The sequence below is a fragment of the Mycobacterium sp. smrl_JER01 genome, from assembly GCF_048513595.2.
Classification (GTDB): domain Bacteria; phylum Actinomycetota; class Actinomycetes; order Mycobacteriales; family Mycobacteriaceae; genus Mycobacterium.
In genome coordinates this window covers 2,157,559-2,173,111 of the sequence record NZ_JBLXXK020000001.1, presented here as the reverse complement: position 1 = coordinate 2,173,111, position 15,553 = coordinate 2,157,559, and the positions used below count along the sequence as shown (strand labels likewise).

At 68.9% G+C, this 15,553-nt stretch carries 11 protein-coding genes; 3 read left to right on the top strand and 8 right to left on the bottom strand.

Annotated features, from left to right (window positions below):
• From ACNUDN_RS10225 to ACNUDN_RS10215, 3 genes are all read right to left on the bottom strand, one after another.
• On the bottom strand, nt 1–954 hold the full coding sequence (locus ACNUDN_RS10225) for a VWA domain-containing protein (protein ID WP_419121830.1): 954 nt from the start codon (nt 952–954) through the stop codon (nt 1–3).
• A complete protein-coding gene (locus tag ACNUDN_RS10220; RefSeq protein WP_419121829.1) occupies nt 951–1,817 on the bottom strand; it encodes a DUF58 domain-containing protein in 867 nt (288 codons plus the stop codon). The genes ACNUDN_RS10225 and ACNUDN_RS10220 overlap by 4 nt, the downstream gene beginning before the upstream one ends.
• Before the next feature lie 62 nt (nt 1,818–1,879).
• Complete coding sequence (locus tag ACNUDN_RS10215; protein WP_419121828.1) at nt 1,880–2,923, bottom strand: AAA family ATPase; 1,044 nt, start codon at nt 2,921–2,923, stop codon at nt 1,880–1,882.
• Nucleotides 2,924–3,028: 105 nt separating this feature from the next.
• Between ACNUDN_RS10215 and ACNUDN_RS10210 the strand changes: the two genes are divergently transcribed.
• Nucleotides 3,029–3,745, top strand: a complete 717-nt coding sequence (locus tag ACNUDN_RS10210; RefSeq protein WP_419121827.1) for a response regulator transcription factor — start codon at nt 3,029–3,031, stop codon at nt 3,743–3,745.
• A complete protein-coding gene (locus ACNUDN_RS10205) occupies nt 3,745–4,941 on the top strand; it encodes a sensor histidine kinase (protein ID WP_419121826.1) in 1,197 nt (398 codons plus the stop codon). The genes ACNUDN_RS10210 and ACNUDN_RS10205 overlap by 1 nt, the downstream gene beginning before the upstream one ends.
• On the opposite strand, the gene ACNUDN_RS10200 is transcribed toward ACNUDN_RS10205, so the two are convergent.
• The 4 genes from ACNUDN_RS10200 to ftsY form a co-directional block, all read right to left on the bottom strand.
• Nucleotides 4,938–7,412 carry a [protein-PII] uridylyltransferase gene (locus ACNUDN_RS10200; RefSeq protein WP_419121825.1) on the bottom strand — a complete coding sequence of 825 codons (2,475 nt, stop codon included), beginning with the start codon at nt 7,410–7,412 and terminating at the stop codon, nt 4,938–4,940. The genes ACNUDN_RS10205 and ACNUDN_RS10200 overlap by 4 nt on opposite strands.
• A gap of 103 nt (nt 7,413–7,515) precedes the next feature.
• Nucleotides 7,516–7,854, bottom strand: coding sequence for a P-II family nitrogen regulator (locus ACNUDN_RS10195; RefSeq protein ID WP_011779408.1), 339 nt, complete (start codon nt 7,852–7,854; stop codon nt 7,516–7,518).
• Between the two features lie 33 nt (nt 7,855–7,887).
• Complete coding sequence (locus ACNUDN_RS10190) at nt 7,888–9,240, bottom strand: ammonium transporter (RefSeq protein ID WP_419125099.1); 1,353 nt, start codon at nt 9,238–9,240, stop codon at nt 7,888–7,890.
• A 218-nt stretch (nt 9,241–9,458) separates the two neighbouring features.
• Entirely contained in the window at nt 9,459–10,877 is a 1,419-nt protein-coding gene (gene ftsY / locus ACNUDN_RS10185; RefSeq protein ID WP_419121824.1) for a signal recognition particle-docking protein FtsY, read from the bottom strand.
• A 28-nt stretch (nt 10,878–10,905) separates the two neighbouring features.
• Here ftsY and fni point away from each other — a divergent pair, with 28 nt between their 5' ends.
• On the top strand, nt 10,906–11,934 hold the full coding sequence (fni, locus tag ACNUDN_RS10180; RefSeq protein WP_419121823.1) for a type 2 isopentenyl-diphosphate Delta-isomerase: 1,029 nt from the start codon (nt 10,906–10,908) through the stop codon (nt 11,932–11,934).
• Nucleotides 11,935–11,944: 10 nt separating this feature from the next.
• On the opposite strand, the gene smc is transcribed toward fni, so the two are convergent.
• Nucleotides 11,945–15,529: a chromosome segregation protein SMC gene (gene smc / locus ACNUDN_RS10175; protein WP_419121822.1), complete on the bottom strand. Its 3,585-nt coding sequence runs from the start codon at nt 15,527–15,529 to the stop codon at nt 11,945–11,947.
• Nucleotides 15,530–15,553: the final 24 nt, after the last annotated feature.

Sequence of the window (15,553 nt, the reverse complement as noted above, 5' to 3'; positions counted from 1 at the left end):
TCAGACGAGTCGCGCGAACCAGCGCATGGACAGGGCCGCGGCGACGAGGCCGAAGGCCAGCGCGATGCCCGCGACCAGCGGAGTCACTTCGCGCCACTCGGTTCGCCACCCGATCGACGAGCTGATGTCGCGGTAGACCTCACCGAGTTCGTCACTGCTCTGCGCGGAGTAGGCGATGCCGCCGGTGTCGGCGGCCAGTCGGGCCAACGTCTCGGTGTCCACCGGTACCGCGATCTCATACCCACCACTGATGAACACGCCGTCAGGCGTCCCGTAGGCGATGGTCGAGACGGGCACGCCGGCCGCCGCGGCCGCCAGGGCTGCGGCACCGGTGTCCCGGCCGCTGGTATTGGTCCCGTCGGAGAGCAGCACGATATGAGCGGGCACCCGGTCCTGGCCGTCCTCGGGTTCGTCGGTCATGGTCTGGATCTGCGCCAGTGAGGTGAACACGCCTTCACCGATGGCGGTCCGCGGCTGAGTCACCAGCACCTGCAGGCTGGCCTTTGCGGCATCGCGATCGGTGTCAGGCGGATGCACGACGGTCGTGGTCCCGGCGAAGGTGATGACGCCGACGTTGAATGTCGCGGGTAGCTCGTCGATGAAGTCCCGGGCCGCGGCGACCGCGGCGGTGAGACGGTCGGGCCTGACATCCTCGGCCCGCATGGAATCCGAGGTGTCGATCGCCAGCATGATGGTGGCGCGCTCGTAAGGCACCCGCACCGGCATCTCGGGCCGGGCCACGGCCAACGCACACAGCGCGAACGCCGCGAGCAGGAAGACCGCCGGCAGGTGGCGTCGCCAGCTGGGGCGTTCGGGAATCACACGGTCCAACAACGGAAGTGCGGTATAGCGCACCACGTAGCGCTGGCGGCGCCGGATCGTCACCAGGTAGGTGACGGCCAGCAGTGCCACCGGCACCAGCATCAGCAGGCCGGCCGGGGACAGGAACGTCATCGGCGCATCGCCCCTCGTCCGCGGACACGGCGGGTACGTTGCCGCTCGCGCAGGAATCGGGCCAGATCGCGCACCCAGTCGCCGGCGGTGCTGGCCCGCAGATGATCGGCGCCGCTGGCCGTGATCGCGGCGGCCACATCGGCGCGGTGCCGGGCCGCGGCGTCGCGGTAGCGTCGGCGCAGTCGGACGTCGGAGGTCCACACCTGGCGCTGCCGGCCCGACTCGGGGTCGACGAAGACGACCGCGCCGACGTCGGGCAGTTCGAGTTCGCGCGGGTCGAGGATCTCGACGACGATGACATCGTGGCGGGCCGCGAGCCGGCGCATCGGCGTCTGCCAGTCGAAGGGCGCGGTGTGCGCGCCGCCGGGATCCAGGAAATCCGACAGGATGACCCGCAGTCCGGGACCGCCGCGCTGAGCGCCCAGGGTGGAGACAGCGTCGGCGAGCGAGGGTGCGCCCCCACCGGACCGCGATCCGTCGTGCAGCAGATGCCGGGCGGCCCGCGATGCGGCGGAGCGGGATCGTTCGGGGCGGTGCCACCGCATGCCGTCGGCACCGAAAGTCACCAACCGCAAGGTGTTGCCAGGCGCATCGGTGAGAACCCCGACCGCCGCGACGATGCGGGCGGCCAGTTCCTGCTTCTCGTCGGCGACGGTGCCGAAAGCCATGCTGGGCGTGGTGTCGACCAACACCGCGGTGTCCAACCTGTTGTCGGCCCGCGGCCGCCACACGTGTGGTTCCGCCGATCGCGCGGTGATGTTCCAATCGATCCGACGCACGTCATCACCGGGCTGATAACGCGACAGCTCCTCGCGCTCGCTGCCGACGCCGATGCGTAAGCCTTCGTAGTCGCCTGAGATCATACTGTCCACCCGGCGCAGAACCCGGAGATCGAGTGCCTGCCAGGCATTTTCGTTACTGCCTGTCATGACGCCACTTCCGCGAGGTCGTGGCTGTCGGGTGCGATCTGCGGAGGAGCGACGGTGGCGAGAAGCTGCGCGACGACCGCGCGCGGATCGACACCGTCGGCAACCGCGTCGAACGTCAGCACCAACCGGTGCGCGAGCACCTCGGGTGCGATGTCGGCGATGTCGGCGGGCAGGACGTAATCGCGTCCGCGCAGCATGGCCAGCGCCCGACCCGCAGACAGCAGCCCCAGTGACCCCCTGGGACCGATCCCGTAGTCGAGCACCCCGTCCAGTCCCGGCACGCCGTACTCGTGCGGCGCCCGGGAGGCCATCACCAGGCGCACGATGTAGTGCGCCACCGCATGGTGGACGAAGACCTGCTCGGTGGCACGCTGCAGCCGCAGGACGTCGGCGGGTGTCATCAGCGTCCTGGCGACGGGCGGCTTGGCTCCCATCCGCGCCAGGATCGCGAGCTCCTCCAGCTCATTGGGGTGGGTCAGGTCGATCTTGAGCAGGAATCGGTCTCGCTGCGCCTCGGGCAGGTGATACACGCCGTCGGTTTCGATCGGATTCTGGGTGGCCAGGACCAGGAAGGGCTCGGGCAGCGCGAAGGTGGTGCCACCGATGCTGACCTGACGTTCGGCCATCGCCTCGAGCAGAGCCGACTGAACTTTCGCCGGCGCCCGGTTGATCTCATCGGCGAGTACCAGATTGGCGAAGATCGGGCCCAGTTCGATGTCGAAGGCTTCGGTCGACGGCCGCCACACCCGGGTGCCCAGGATGTCGGCGGGCATCAGATCGGGGGTGAACTGCAGGCGGTGGAAGGTGCCGCCGACCACAGTGGCCGTGGTGCGCACCGCGAGTGTCTTGGCCAGCCCGGGCACCCCTTCCAACAGCACGTGTCCACCGGCTAGCAGTCCCACCAGCAGCCTTTCCAGCATCGAGTCCTGGCCGACGACAACACGTTTCATCTCGAACAGGGCCCGCTCGATCAGTGCGCTGGTGCTGTGCGCCGGGCCTGGGTCCCGGGCCGCACCGAAGTCGTGGTCGTTGCTGCTCATGTGCGACAGTCCACCAGCGGGTGGCGAAAACCTGTGAAAACCGCGGCGAAAGCTCACCGAAAGCGAAGTGGTCGCAGGGCCGGCCCGCCGCTACCCTCGACGTACATGCGGATTCTGATCGTCGAGGACGAGGAAGGGCTGGTCAGCGCGCTCCGCATCGGCCTGCAGCGGGAGGGCTACGCCGTGGACGCCGCATACACCGAAGCAGACGCCGTCGAGCGTCTGACGGTCAACTCCTACGACGTGGCCCTCATCGATGTCAACCTCCCCGACGGTGACGGGCTCGAGCTGGCCCGCAGGCTGCGCAGTGGCGACCTGGACTCACCGGTCGGGCGAGATCTGCGGATTGTCATGCTGACCGCGCGGGGCACCCTTCCCGACCGGGTCCGTGGCCTCGACGCGGGTGCCGACGACTACATCGTCAAACCGTTCGCGCTCGCCGAACTGACCGCACGGCTGCGTGCGGTGCTGCGACGCGAGGTGTCCGGTGGATCCTCGGTGCTTCGACTCGGCGACATCACGGTCGACACGGCGCGCCAGATCGTCAGACGAGGTGGGCGCGAGGTCGACCTGACCCTCAAGGAGTTCTCGGTGCTGCGTTATCTGATGACGCGACCCGACCACGTGGTCTCGGCCGAGCAGATCCTGGAGCACGTCTGGGATGAGAACGCCGACCCGTTCACCCAGACCGTGCGGGTGACGGTCGGCACGCTGCGCCGCAAGCTCACCGTGGGCGGAGAGCAGCAGGTGCTGCACACGCTGGTCGGCCGCGGCTACCGACTGCGCACACCGGCGGCGCAGCCGTCGACGAAATCCTCCTGATGCGCACCATCCGGGTGCGGCTGGCACTGACCACCTCGCTGTGGCTGTCCGCCGTATCCGCGGCGATCCTGGCCGGAGTGTACTTCGCGCTGGCGAGAACCGTCGACGCCGCGCCGCTGGACCCGGTCACGGTCAAGAAGTTCGAACGCAAACCCGACGGCACCATGGTCTACCGGGCCGGAGAGAGCTTCCAGGCCGCTGATCTCGGCAGTGTGCAGCGGGCGGTCAATCACTCGACGCTGGAAACGCTGCGCGATTACTCACTGTTGGCCCTCGGTGTCATCTTTGCGGTCAGCCTCGTCGTCGGGTGGTTTGTGGCCGGGCGGATGTTGCGCCCCGTCGGAGAGATCACCGCTGCTGCCAATCGGCTGTCGGCCAGCGACCTGTCGCAGCGCATCAACGCCGGTGGCCCCAGAGACGAGCTGCGGACGCTGGCCGACACCATCGATGGCATGCTGGACCGCCTCGACACCGCCTTCCGTACCGAACGCGCTCTGGTCGAGGACGTTTCGCACGAGTTGCGCAACCCGGTGGCGGTGGTGCAGGCCAATGTGGAGGCGGTGCTCGCCGATGAACATTCCAGCGCCGAGGAACGCGCACACGCGCTGGCGGTCATCTCCCGGGCCACCACCCGGATGTCCCGGCTGCTCGAGGATCTGTTGGCCACCGCGCGCCGCCGCTCGGGTTCGTTCGCCGATCAGCGGGTGGACCTGCATGGCTTCGTCGGCGACGTCGTCGACGAACATCGCATCCTGGCCGAGGACCGGCCGCTGCGGGTCAACACCCGACTGTCGCCGGGACCGGTGGTCTATGCCGACCCCGAATCCCTGGCGCGAGCGCTGGCCAATCTGCTGTCCAATGCGATCCGGCTGGCGCCGGCCGGATCTGAACTCACCGTCGCGAGTGGAAGTACCCGGGGCTGGGCGTGGATCGCGGTGCGCGACCAGGGACCCGGCATCGCCGAGGAGGATCGGCAGCGGGTGTTCGACAGGTTCCGGCGCGCCGACAACGGCGGCCGACGCGGTTCCGGTCTGGGCCTGGCGATCGCGCGTCAGATCGTGGAGAGCCACGAGGGCAAGATCGCACTGTTCAGCACGCTGGGAGTGGGCAGCACCTTCGTGATCTGGCTGCCCGACCGCGCGATCGCCGACCGGCCGGAACGGGCGGACCGTAACCCGGCGGACTGCCCCCTCTAACTGGCCTCGTCGCGCTGCACCGGTGTGGGCGCCGGCGGGGCGGGCAGCACCGCGAACAATTCGCGCTCCAGCGCCTGCCGCACCGCGGGATCACCGGCGGGCAACCGGATCCCGAACACGTCGACCACCGAGGAGCCCAGGGTGGTCACCTTGGCCCACTCGATGTCGGCGCCCGCGCGTTCGAAGACCCTGGTCAGCACGGCCAAAAGACCGGCACGGTCGGTGGCCCGGATCTCGGCCACCACCTGCCCGGCGCCCACCCCGTCATGCCAGAGCACCCTGGGGGGCGCGGCCGGCGCGTTGATCGGCACCGCGGCGCGGATCTCGCCGGCCCGGGCGACCGCTGCGCTCTCGGCTTCCTTCTTGTCCAGCGCGGCCATCACGTCGAGCTCACCGTTGACGGCCAGGATCAGCTGCTGGCGCAGGAGTTCTGCCGCCGGTGGCGTGCCGAAATGCGGCGACACCACGAAACTGTTGATCGCCGCGCCCCGGTGTCCGTTCACCGATGCCGAGTGCACGCGAAGTGCATTGAGCGCCAGCACACCTGCAGCCTTGGACAGCACCCCGCGACCGTCCGGGGCGATCATCGTGACGTTGTAGATGTGGGTGTTCTCGGCGGGCCCCAGTTCCACGTGCACCCCGAGGTCGGCGGCCAACGCGATGTACCGGGGGTCGACCGGATCCGGATGCGGCAACGGTTCGCCGGCCATGACCAGGCGGCAGCGTCGCACCAGATCGCCGATGAGCGACGCCTTCCAGTCGCCCCACACCCCTGGCCCGGTGGCCAGGGAGTCGGCCTCGGCCAGCACGTGCAGTAACTCCAGAACCACCAGGTCACCGTCGAGGGCATCGACGACGGTGGCGATCGTCTGGGGATCCTGCAGGTCTCGGCGGGTCGCCGTGTGCGGCAGCAACAGGTGGTGGCGCACCACCTTGGCCAGGATGTCGATGTCGGAGGGCCACAGTCCGAGTCTGCTACCGATCTGGTGGGCCAGTTCGGCACCGATGACGCTGTGGTCACCGCCGCGTCCCTTGCCGATGTCGTGCACCAGCGCACCCAAAACCAGCAGATCCGGGCGTGCCACCCGGGTGGTGAATGCGCTTGCCCGCGAGACGGTTTCGACAAGGTGACGGTCGACGGTCCAGATGTGCACGACATCTCGGGGCGGAAGGTCGCGGACTGCGCCCCATTCCGGGAACAGCCGACCCCACAAGCCGGTGCGGTCGAGTGCTTCGATGGTGGCCACCGCCGGGGCGCCCGCGCCCAGCATCACCAGCAGATCTTTGAGCGCCTGCCGCGGCCATGGCGTACGCAGTTCCGGTGCGGCCGCCGCCAACCGGCTCAGCGTGGACGCCGACATCGGCAGACCGGTGGTGGCCGATGCCGCGGCCACCCGCAGAATCAGGCCGGGATCGCGTTCGGGGCGGGCGTCGCGGGCCAGGATCACCTCACCGTTGAACTCGATGACGCCCTCGTCGAGCGGACGGCGCACCGGTCGGCGCAGCACGGCGAGCCCGCGACGCGGTAACGCGTTGGCTGCGGTGCGGATACCGGCGTCGACGTAGTAGCTCACGGTTCGGGCCGCGTCGGAGAGCATGCGGGCCAGGTCGAACCGATCGCCGATGCGCAGCGATGCCCCGATCTCGTCGGCGTGCTGCGCAAGCAGCAGCTGCCGGCCGCGGCCGGCCACGCGGTGCAGTTCGGTGCGGACGTTCAACAGCGAAAGGTGAGCCTCGCCAAGGGTTTCGGTCGGCGAGGCCAGCGACCGACTCGGGTACACATCGGCCAGCTGAGCGATGGCCAGCGCATTGAGGAGCTGGACGTCGCGCAGACCGCCGCGCCCGCATTTGAGATCCGGTTCGGCCCGATGGGCGATTTCGCCGCTGCGTTGCCAGCGGGCCCTGGTGTGTTCGACGAGCTCGTCGAAACGCGAGGCGATTCCGGTACGCCACTGCCGTCGCGCGCCACCGATCAACAGTGCGGACAGGTCGCCGTCACCGGCGATGTGGCGCGCCTCGAGCATCGCCAGGCCCGCCGAGATGTCCTCACCGGCCACCCGGAGCGCCTCGGGCACGGTGCGAACGCTGTGGTCCAGACGAATATTGGCGTCCCACAACGGGTACCACAGCAATTCGGCCACCTCGCCGACGATGTCGGCCGGCATGTTGTCGTGCAGCAGCATCAGGTCCAGGTCCGAGTACGGGAGCAGCTCTCCCCGGCCCAGGCCGCCGGTGGCGACGATGGCGAAGCCACTGTCGGCGGTGATGCCGATCTCGGACGCCTTGGTGGTCAGCCAGAAGTCGTACAGATCGAGCAGGGCGTCGCGCAGTGCGGCGGAGTCGAGCTGTCGGCCGCTGGAGAGCAGCTTGTCGGCCGCGGCGACGAGATCGGTCGCCGGACGTGGAGAACCCGCCGCCGGACGCACCCAACGGGGCGCGCCGGCGGCGGATTGCGGTCTCTGCTCTTTCACGAGTTGTCCTCCCGGCACTTGACGATCCAGTACTCACACGGCGCAACTGCCGGGAGACGACCTCTCATTCCACGACGTGGATCAGACGTGGATCAGAAGTGGCTCAAAGGGCATCGGCCCCACGCTCTCCGGTGCGCACCCGGACCACGGTCTCGACGGGGCTGACCCAGACCTTGCCGTCACCGATCTTGCCGGTGCGGGCAGCCTGCACGATCACGTCCACCACCTTGTCGACGGCGGCGTCGTCCACGACGACCTCGACGCGCACCTTGGGGACGAAGTCGACCGAGTACTCCGCTCCGCGGTAGACCTCGGTGTGCCCCTTCTGCCGACCGTAGCCCTGAACCTCGCTGACGGTCATGCCCAGGATCCCCGTCTGTTCAAGGCCGGTCTTGACATCCTCCAGCGTGAACGGCTTGACGATCGCGGTTATCAGCTTCATGTAGTTGATCCCTTCCGGTGGAATTGTCGCCGGTCAGGCGAGCTCGTAAGCCGTTTCGGCATGTTCGGTCTCATCGATACCAGTGTCCTCGTCTTCCTTGGACACCCGCCAGCCCAGCGGCTTGACGATGAACGCGATGATGGCGGTCATGATTGCGGTGAACACTACGGCAACGAGTGCGATCACTATCTGCACCACGAGTTGCTGGGCGCCGCCTCCGACGAACAGACCGGCCTCGGTGGCGAAGAAGCCCAGCGAGATGGTGCCCCACAGACCGGCGACCAGATGCACGCCGACCACGTCGAGCGAGTCGTCGTAGCCGAACTTGTACTTCAGGCCGATGGCGAGCGCGGACAGCACACCGGCGATCGCACCGACGACCAGCGCCCACTGCGGTGTGAGATTGCCACAGGCCGGAGTGATCGCGACCAGACCCGCCACGACGCCGGACGCGGCGCCGACGCTGGTGGCGTGACCGTCGCGGATGCGCTCGACCAGCAGCCAGCCCAGCATCGCGGCCGCGGTCGCGGCGGTGGTGTTCACCCACACCAGTCCCGCGGCCATGTCAGCGGCGCCTTCGGAGCCCACGTTGAAGCCGAACCAGCCGAACCACAGGATGGCGGCACCGAGCATCACGAACGGGATGTTGTGCGGCCGGAAAGCGGTCTTGCCGAAGCCGTTTCGCTTGCCGAGCAGGATCGCCAACACCAGGGCCGCCATACCGGCGTTGATGTGAACGACTGTGCCACCGGCGAAGTCGATCGGCGCCACGTTGGCCTCACCGTCTTCGTTGACACCGAACAGCTTGGCCGCGATTCCGCTCTCCGCGCCGGAGAGCAGGCCCCCGCCCCAGACCATGTGTGCCAGCGGGAAGTACACGAGCGTGACCCAGATGCCACCGAAGACCAGCCAGGTGCCGAACTTCATCCGTTCGGCGACCGCACCGCTGATCAGGGCGACGGTGATCACCGCGAAGGTGAGCTGGAAGGCGACCCACACGATGGCCGGCACCGTGCCGAAACCGCCGAGGACGTACGTGCTGACACCGTCGAGGTCGCCCACGTCGGTCAACGGTGTGAGGCCCCACAGCGCGAACGGGTTGTCGAAGACGCCGAAGAAGTCACTTTCGCCGGTGTGCGCCGACGCGAACGACATCGAGTAACCCCACAGCACGTAGATGACGCTGACGACTCCCATCGAGCCGAACGACATCATCATCATGTTCAGGACGGATTTCTGCCGGGACAGACCACCGTAGAAGAACGCCAGACCCGGGGTCATGAACAGCACCAGCGCCGCGGAGGTCAGCACCCATGCGGTGTCGCCGGCGCTGAGCCCCCCTTCCCCGAACGGCAGGAACTGGTCGTCTGGCAGGGCCAAGACCACGTCGTGTAAGCCAAATGCCACTTTGTGTGAACCTCCTTGGGATGGCGGCCGATCATGATCGGCCTCCCGAAGAGACTCTTTTGCCGGCGTTTCACCTGTGATTCTGTTGTGTTTCGCCGATGTGAACGGACGCGCGGATGTCGTTACGCTCGTGTTTCACCAGGGCTGAACAGCAAAAATCCAGGGTCGTGCGGGGCACATCGACGACCGAACCACCGCTACCCGAGCAGCGCGTCGACGAATGCCGCGGGCTCGAACGGGGCGAGATCGTCGGGTCCCTCGCCGAGCCCGACGAGCTTGACCGGGACCCCGAGCTCCTGCTGGACGCGGAACACGATGCCGCCCTTGGCGGTCCCGTCGAGCTTGGTCAGCACGACCCCGGTGATGTCGACGACCTCGGCGAACACCCGGGCCTGGGGCAGGCTGTTCTGACCGATGGTGGCGTCGAGCACCAGCAACACCTCGTCGACGGCGGCCCGTTTGCCTACCACGCGCTTGACCTTGCCCAGTTCGTCCATCAGGCCGGTCTTGGTGTGCAGCCGCCCCGCCGTGTCGATGACCACGACATCGGCGCCCGCCGCGATACCGGTGTCGACGGCGTCGAATGCCACCGACGCCGGGTCGGCGCCCTCGGGTCCGCGTACCACCTGGGCGCCGACCCGCGACGCCCAGGACTGCAACTGATCGGCGGCCGCCGCGCGGAACGTGTCCGCCGCACCCAGCACCACCCGGCGGCCGTCCGCGACCAGCACGCGCGCCAGCTTGCCGACGGTCGTCGTCTTTCCGGTGCCATTGACACCGACCACCAGCAGCACCGACGGTTTGTCGGCGTGCGGCAAGGCCTTGATCGATCTGTCCAGATCGGGTTGCAGCTCGGCGATCAGCACTTCACGCAGTACCGACCGCGCGTCGGCCTCGGTGCGCACCCGGCTGCTGGCCATCTTCTCCCGCAGCGACGCGACCACCGACTCGGTGACGACCGGGCCGAGATCGGCGATCAGCAGGGTGTCCTCGACCTCCTCCCACGAGTCCTCATCGAGGTCACCGCCGCCCAGTAGGCCCAGCATGCTGCGCCCCAGCGTGTTCTGCGACTTCGACAAGCGGCCGCGGAGGCGGTCCAGACGGCCCTCGGTGGGCGCGATCGGCTCGATCTCGGGCTGCACCGGCGTCGGTGCCTCGCCGATGCGTTCGGCCTCATCCGGCACGGCGACCGGGGCTTCGGCGACCGGGGCTTCGGCGACCGGCTCGGGCTCGTCGACCGGTTCGGGCGTCACCACCGGTTCGGGTGTCACCACCGGTTCGGGTGTCACCACCGGTGGCTCGGGCAGCCGCACGTCGGCGATCGGCCGTTTGGGCGCGTCGCGGGGAATGGTGGCATCATCGCCGACGGCGGGTAACCCGCTGGTGTCCAGGCGTTCCGGCCGCTCAGGCGCCTTTGGCGGGGCCTGCACGGGGGTCGACTGGGCGAAGGTGATGCCTGAGGAGGCGGTGTAGCCGCCGGAGCGATCGACGGGAGTGGCAGTGTCTGGTGCAGACAGGCTGATTCGTCGGCGGCGGTACCGCATCAAACCCACGACGAGCGCGACGAGCAGCAGAACGGCGATGACCGCGATGGCGATCCAGAGACCCTCACTCACCGGCCCATTGTCTCAGGGGACCTGACCGGTGACGTCTGACCCCGGGTCTGCCCTGCAGCACCGCAAGCGCCGCCACATCGACGTGTGCCTCACCGAGGCGGTCGACTACCAGAGCGTGACCACCGGATTCGAGCGCTATCGGCTGCCCTACAACGCGCTGACCCAGACCGATCTCGGAGCCGTCGACCTCGGCACGGAGTTCCTCGGCGCCCGGCTGCGGGCCCCGGTGCTGATCGGGGCGATGACCGGAGGCGCGGCGCTGTCGGGCATCATCAACCGCAATCTGGCCGCCGCGGCACAGCGGCTCGGCCTCGGCATGATGCTGGGCTCTCAGCGCGTGATGATCGACGACGGCCAGGCCGCGGCGAGCTTCGATGTGCGTGAGCTGGCGCCCGACGTTCTGTTGATCGGCAACATCGGGCTCGCGCAGCTGCAGACCCCGATGATCCCGGGCCTGGCCGCGGCCCTGGACAAGGTCGGCGCCGACGGTCTTGCCGTGCACACCAATCCTCTGCAGGAAGCCATGCAACACCACGGCGACACCGACTTCTCGGGCTCGATCACACGGTTGTGCGACGTCGTCGGTGAGATCGGCTACCCGGTCATGCTCAAGGAGGTCGGTCACGGCATCGGCGCGGCCGCGGCCGCCGAGCTGGTGAACTGCCCGATCGCCGCACTCGACGTCGCCGGAGCCGGCGGCACGTCGTGGGCCCGCATCGAACAGTTCGTCCGCTACGGCGACGTGCGCTACCCCGCGCTGGCGGAGTGGGGTGTTCCGACCGCCCAGGCGCTGACCGAGGTGCGGCGCGTCCTTCCGGACATGCCGCTGGTCGCCTCCGGTGGCATCCGCACCGGGATGGACGCCGCCAAGGCGCTCGCGATGGGCGCCCGCGTCGTCGCCGTCGCGCGACCACTTCTGGCTCCCGCCGTGGAATCCGTCGATGCCGTCGTCGAGTGGCTGCAGCGGTTCATCGACGAGTTGCTGGTCTGCCTGCACGGGTGCGGTGCGGCCGATCTGACGGCGCTGCGGGAGCGCGGGGTGTGCGAAGTCCGCTGAGCGGTGTGGGTCAGGACGGCGTGGTGACCAGTTCTTGTCCGCGCATCCGCTGCGAGATCACCGTGGTGATGCCGTCCCCGCGCATCGTGACGCCGTAGAGCGCGTCGGCGACCTCCATGGTGGGCTTCTGGTGGGTGATGACGATCAACTGTGAGCGTTCCCGCAGCTGCTCGAACAGGCTGATCAACCGCCGCAGGTTGACGTCGTCGAGTGCGGCCTCCACCTCGTCCATCACATAGAAGGGCGACGGTCTGGCCCGGAAGATCGCCACCAGCATCGCCACCGCCGTCAGCGACTTCTCCCCGCCCGAGAGCAGCGACAAGCGCTTGATCTTCTTGCCCGGCGGGCGCGCCTCGACCTCGATACCCGTGGTCAACATGTCGGAGGGATCGGTCAGCAGCAGCCGGCCCTCACCGCCGGGGAACAGCGTGGCGAACACCTGGGTGAACTCGCGTTCCACATCCAGGTAGGCCTCGGTGAACACCTGCAGGATCCGGGTGTCGACGTCGGCGATGACGTCGAGCAGATCCTTGCGGGCCGCCTTGACGTCTTCGAGCTGAGTGGACAGGAAGTTGTAACGTTCCTCCAGCGCCGCGAATTCTTCCAGCGCAAGGGGATTCACTCTGCCCAGTTCCCTGAGCTCCTTGTCCGCGCGTTTGGCGCGCCGCTCCTGGGTGGCTCGGTCGTAGGGCATCGGGGCCGGCGCGACGACCTGCTCGCCGCGGTCCCGGGCCTGTTCGTACTCGGCCATCTCCAGATCGGTCGGCGGCAACGGGACGTCGGGGCCGTACTCGGCGATCAGATCGGTGACCGCCATCCCGAACTGTTCGAGCACCTGTTGTTCGAGCTGCTCGATACGAAGCGCAGCTTGGGCTTTGGCCACCTCATCGCGGTGCAGCGAATCGGTCAGCGCCGCGATCCGGCTGGTCAGTTCGTGAACTTCTTCGCGCGCCTCGGTCAGCGCGCCGGCCCAGACCTGCCGCTCTGCGGCCACCTCGTCGCGTACCCGGGACGCCAGAGCCACCGCCTCGCTCAACCGGTGTGCCACGGTTCGGCCCGCCTGCGCGACGGCCGCGGCGACCGCGGCAGCGTGCACGCGGGCCTCCCGCGCCCGATGTGCCCGCGCCCGCGCCTCCCGCTCCGCGACCGCGGCGCGACGCAGCGAGTCAGCCTTTCCCCGAACGGCATTCGCACGCTCCTCGGCGGTGCGAACAGCCAGCCGTGACTCCACCTCGGCCGAGCGCGCCGCCTCGGCGGCCGCCGTGGACTCGCTTCGGTCGACGACCTCGACGTCGAACATCGGCTCCTGCTGGGCGTTGTGCAACCGCTGTTCGAGCTCGGCGAGTTCGGCGACCGTGCGGTTGCGGGCGGTCTCCAGCTCCTCGCGCTGCTTGATCAACCGCTGCCACTCGTCGTCGGCCGCCCGTGCCTCCTGGCCGAGTCGGCCGAGCTGCTCGTAGATCGACGAGATCGCCGCATCGGACTCGTTCAACGCGGCCAGGGCTTGTTCGGCCGCATCCTGTCGCGCCGCCTGCTCGGCCAGCGCCCCGGCCAGCGCCGCCGAAAGCTCACCGGCCTGTCGTTCGGCGTCGGCCAGTTCCGAGCGGGCCTTGTCCACTTCTGAGGTGATCTCCAGCATGCTCGGTTTACGGTCCGAGCCACCGCTGACCCATCCGGCGCCGACAAGGTCGCCTTCGGCGGTGACTGCACGCAATTGCGGTTGCGCTGCAACGAGTTCCAGGGCAGCAGCCAGGTCGGCGACAACGGCGACGCCGGCCAGCATGGCATTGACCGCGCCCTGGATGCGCGGCGCCGGGTCGACGAGATCGACCGCCCACCACGCACCGGGGGGCAGCTCACCGGTCACCGGGGCGAATGTCGGCCAGTCCCCCAGCACCAGGGCAGCCCGCCCGCCGTCGGACTCCTTGAGCGCCGCGACGGCCTCGCGCACGGCCGTGAAGTCCTCGGCGGCCAGGGCGTCGGCTGCGGCGCCGAGGACCGCCGCGACCGCCGCCTCGTGGCCGGGGCGAACCTTCACCAGTTCCGCGACGGAGCCGAAAATTCCTGTGCCGGCGCGGTTCTCCTTGAGCCAGGCGGCACCGTCCCGACGCTCGAGACCGACCGACAGCGCGTCGATACGGGCCTGCAGCGACGCCACCCGGCGCTCGGCGGCACGCTCGGCCGCCTGCAGCTCGGCGACCCGCTCGTCGGCCAGACGCAGGGCGGCGACCGTGCGGTCGTGGTGCTCGTCGAGACCGACCTCACCGGCGTCGAGCTCGCCGACGCGGCTCTGCACGGTCTCGAATTCGGCCTGGGTCTGTTGTGCGCGGGCGGCGGCCTCGTCGATGCCGGCGGTCAACCGTCCGACCGTCTCGTCGACGGAGTCCACCCGGGTGCGCATGGTGTCGACCTGCCCGGACAGGCGGGCCAGACCCTCACGGCGGTCGGCCTCGGCGCGGGCGGCGGCCATATGGGCCCGCTCGGCCTCGGCGGCAGCCTGTTCGCGCGCGCTGAGCTCGTCGCGCGCCGCTTCCAGGCGTGCCTGCGATTCGGCCAGTTCTTCGAGGAGTTGCCGTTCCTGCTCGGCGACCGCGTCGGCCCGGGCCTCCAGCTCGTCGGGGTCGGGGCCGGCCGAGAAGTCCGGTTCGGCGTCGAGGTGCTGGGCCCGTTCGGCGGCGATACGCACGGTGGCGCCGACCCGTTCGGCCAGCGCCGACAGCCGGAACCAGCGCTGTTGGGCGGCATCGGCACGCAGGCTGAGATCCTGTACCGCCCGCTCGTGGGCGTCGAGTTCGGCGGTGCGGACTTCCAGCCGCCCGGTGAGCTCGTCGTGCTCGCGGCGCAGCGTGGTCTCGGCCTGGTTGGTGTCGTCGAACTCCGCTTTGCGGGTCACCAGATCGTCGGCGGCTAGGCGCAGCCGTGCATCGCGGAGATCGGCCTGGATGGTCTGCGCCCGACGCGCCATCTCGGCCTGCCGGCCCAGCGGTTTGAGCTGGCGTCGCAGCTCGGTCGTCAGATCGGTCAGCCGAGCCAGATTGGCCGACATCGAGTCCAGCTTGCGGACCGCCTTTTCCTTGCGCTTGCGATGTTTGAGGACGCCCGCGGCCTCCTCGATGAACGCGCGCCGGTCCTCGGGCCGCGACTCCAGGATCTCCGAGAGCTTGCCCTGCCCCACGATGACGTGCATCTCGCGGCCGATGCCGGAATCGCTGAGCAACTCCTGCACATCCATCAGACGACAGCTGCTGCCGTTGATCTCGTACTCACCGGCTCCGTCGCGGAACATCCGCCGGGTGATCGACACCTCGGAGTACTCGATGGGCAGCGCGTTGTCGGAGTTGTCGATCGTCAGCGTCACCTCGGCCCGGCCCAGCGGCGCCCGCGACGACGTGCCGGCGAAGATGACGTCCTCCATCTTGCCGCCGCGCAGCGTCTTGGCGCCCTGCTCGCCCATCACCCAGGTGAGGGCGTCCACGACGTTGGATTTCCCGGAACCGTTGGGACCGACGACGCAGGTGATACCCGGTTCGAAGCGAAGAGTCGTCGGTGAGGCGAAGGACTTGAAGCCCTTCAGCGTCAGACTCTTCAGATGCATGACGCGTTACCCTACCGCCGGGAT

What these genes read in the sequence shown, in the direction of transcription:
- smc (WP_419121822.1), bottom strand. Translation starts at nt 15,529, where the DNA reads ATGCATCTGAAGAGTCTGACGCTGAAGGGCTTCAAGTCCTTCGCCTCA.
- ACNUDN_RS10220 (WP_419121829.1), bottom strand. Translation starts at nt 1,817, where the DNA reads ATGATCTCAGGCGACTACGAAGGCTTACGCATCGGCGTCGGCAGCGAG.
- ACNUDN_RS10215 (WP_419121828.1), bottom strand. Translation starts at nt 2,923, where the DNA reads ATGAGCAGCAACGACCACGACTTCGGTGCGGCCCGGGACCCAGGCCCG.
- ACNUDN_RS10210 (WP_419121827.1), top strand. Translation starts at nt 3,029, where the DNA reads ATGCGGATTCTGATCGTCGAGGACGAGGAAGGGCTGGTCAGCGCGCTC.
- ACNUDN_RS10205 (WP_419121826.1), top strand. Translation starts at nt 3,745, where the DNA reads ATGCGCACCATCCGGGTGCGGCTGGCACTGACCACCTCGCTGTGGCTG.
- ACNUDN_RS10195 (WP_011779408.1), bottom strand. Translation starts at nt 7,854, where the DNA reads ATGAAGCTGATAACCGCGATCGTCAAGCCGTTCACGCTGGAGGATGTC.
- ACNUDN_RS10225 (WP_419121830.1), bottom strand. Translation starts at nt 954, where the DNA reads ATGACGTTCCTGTCCCCGGCCGGCCTGCTGATGCTGGTGCCGGTGGCA.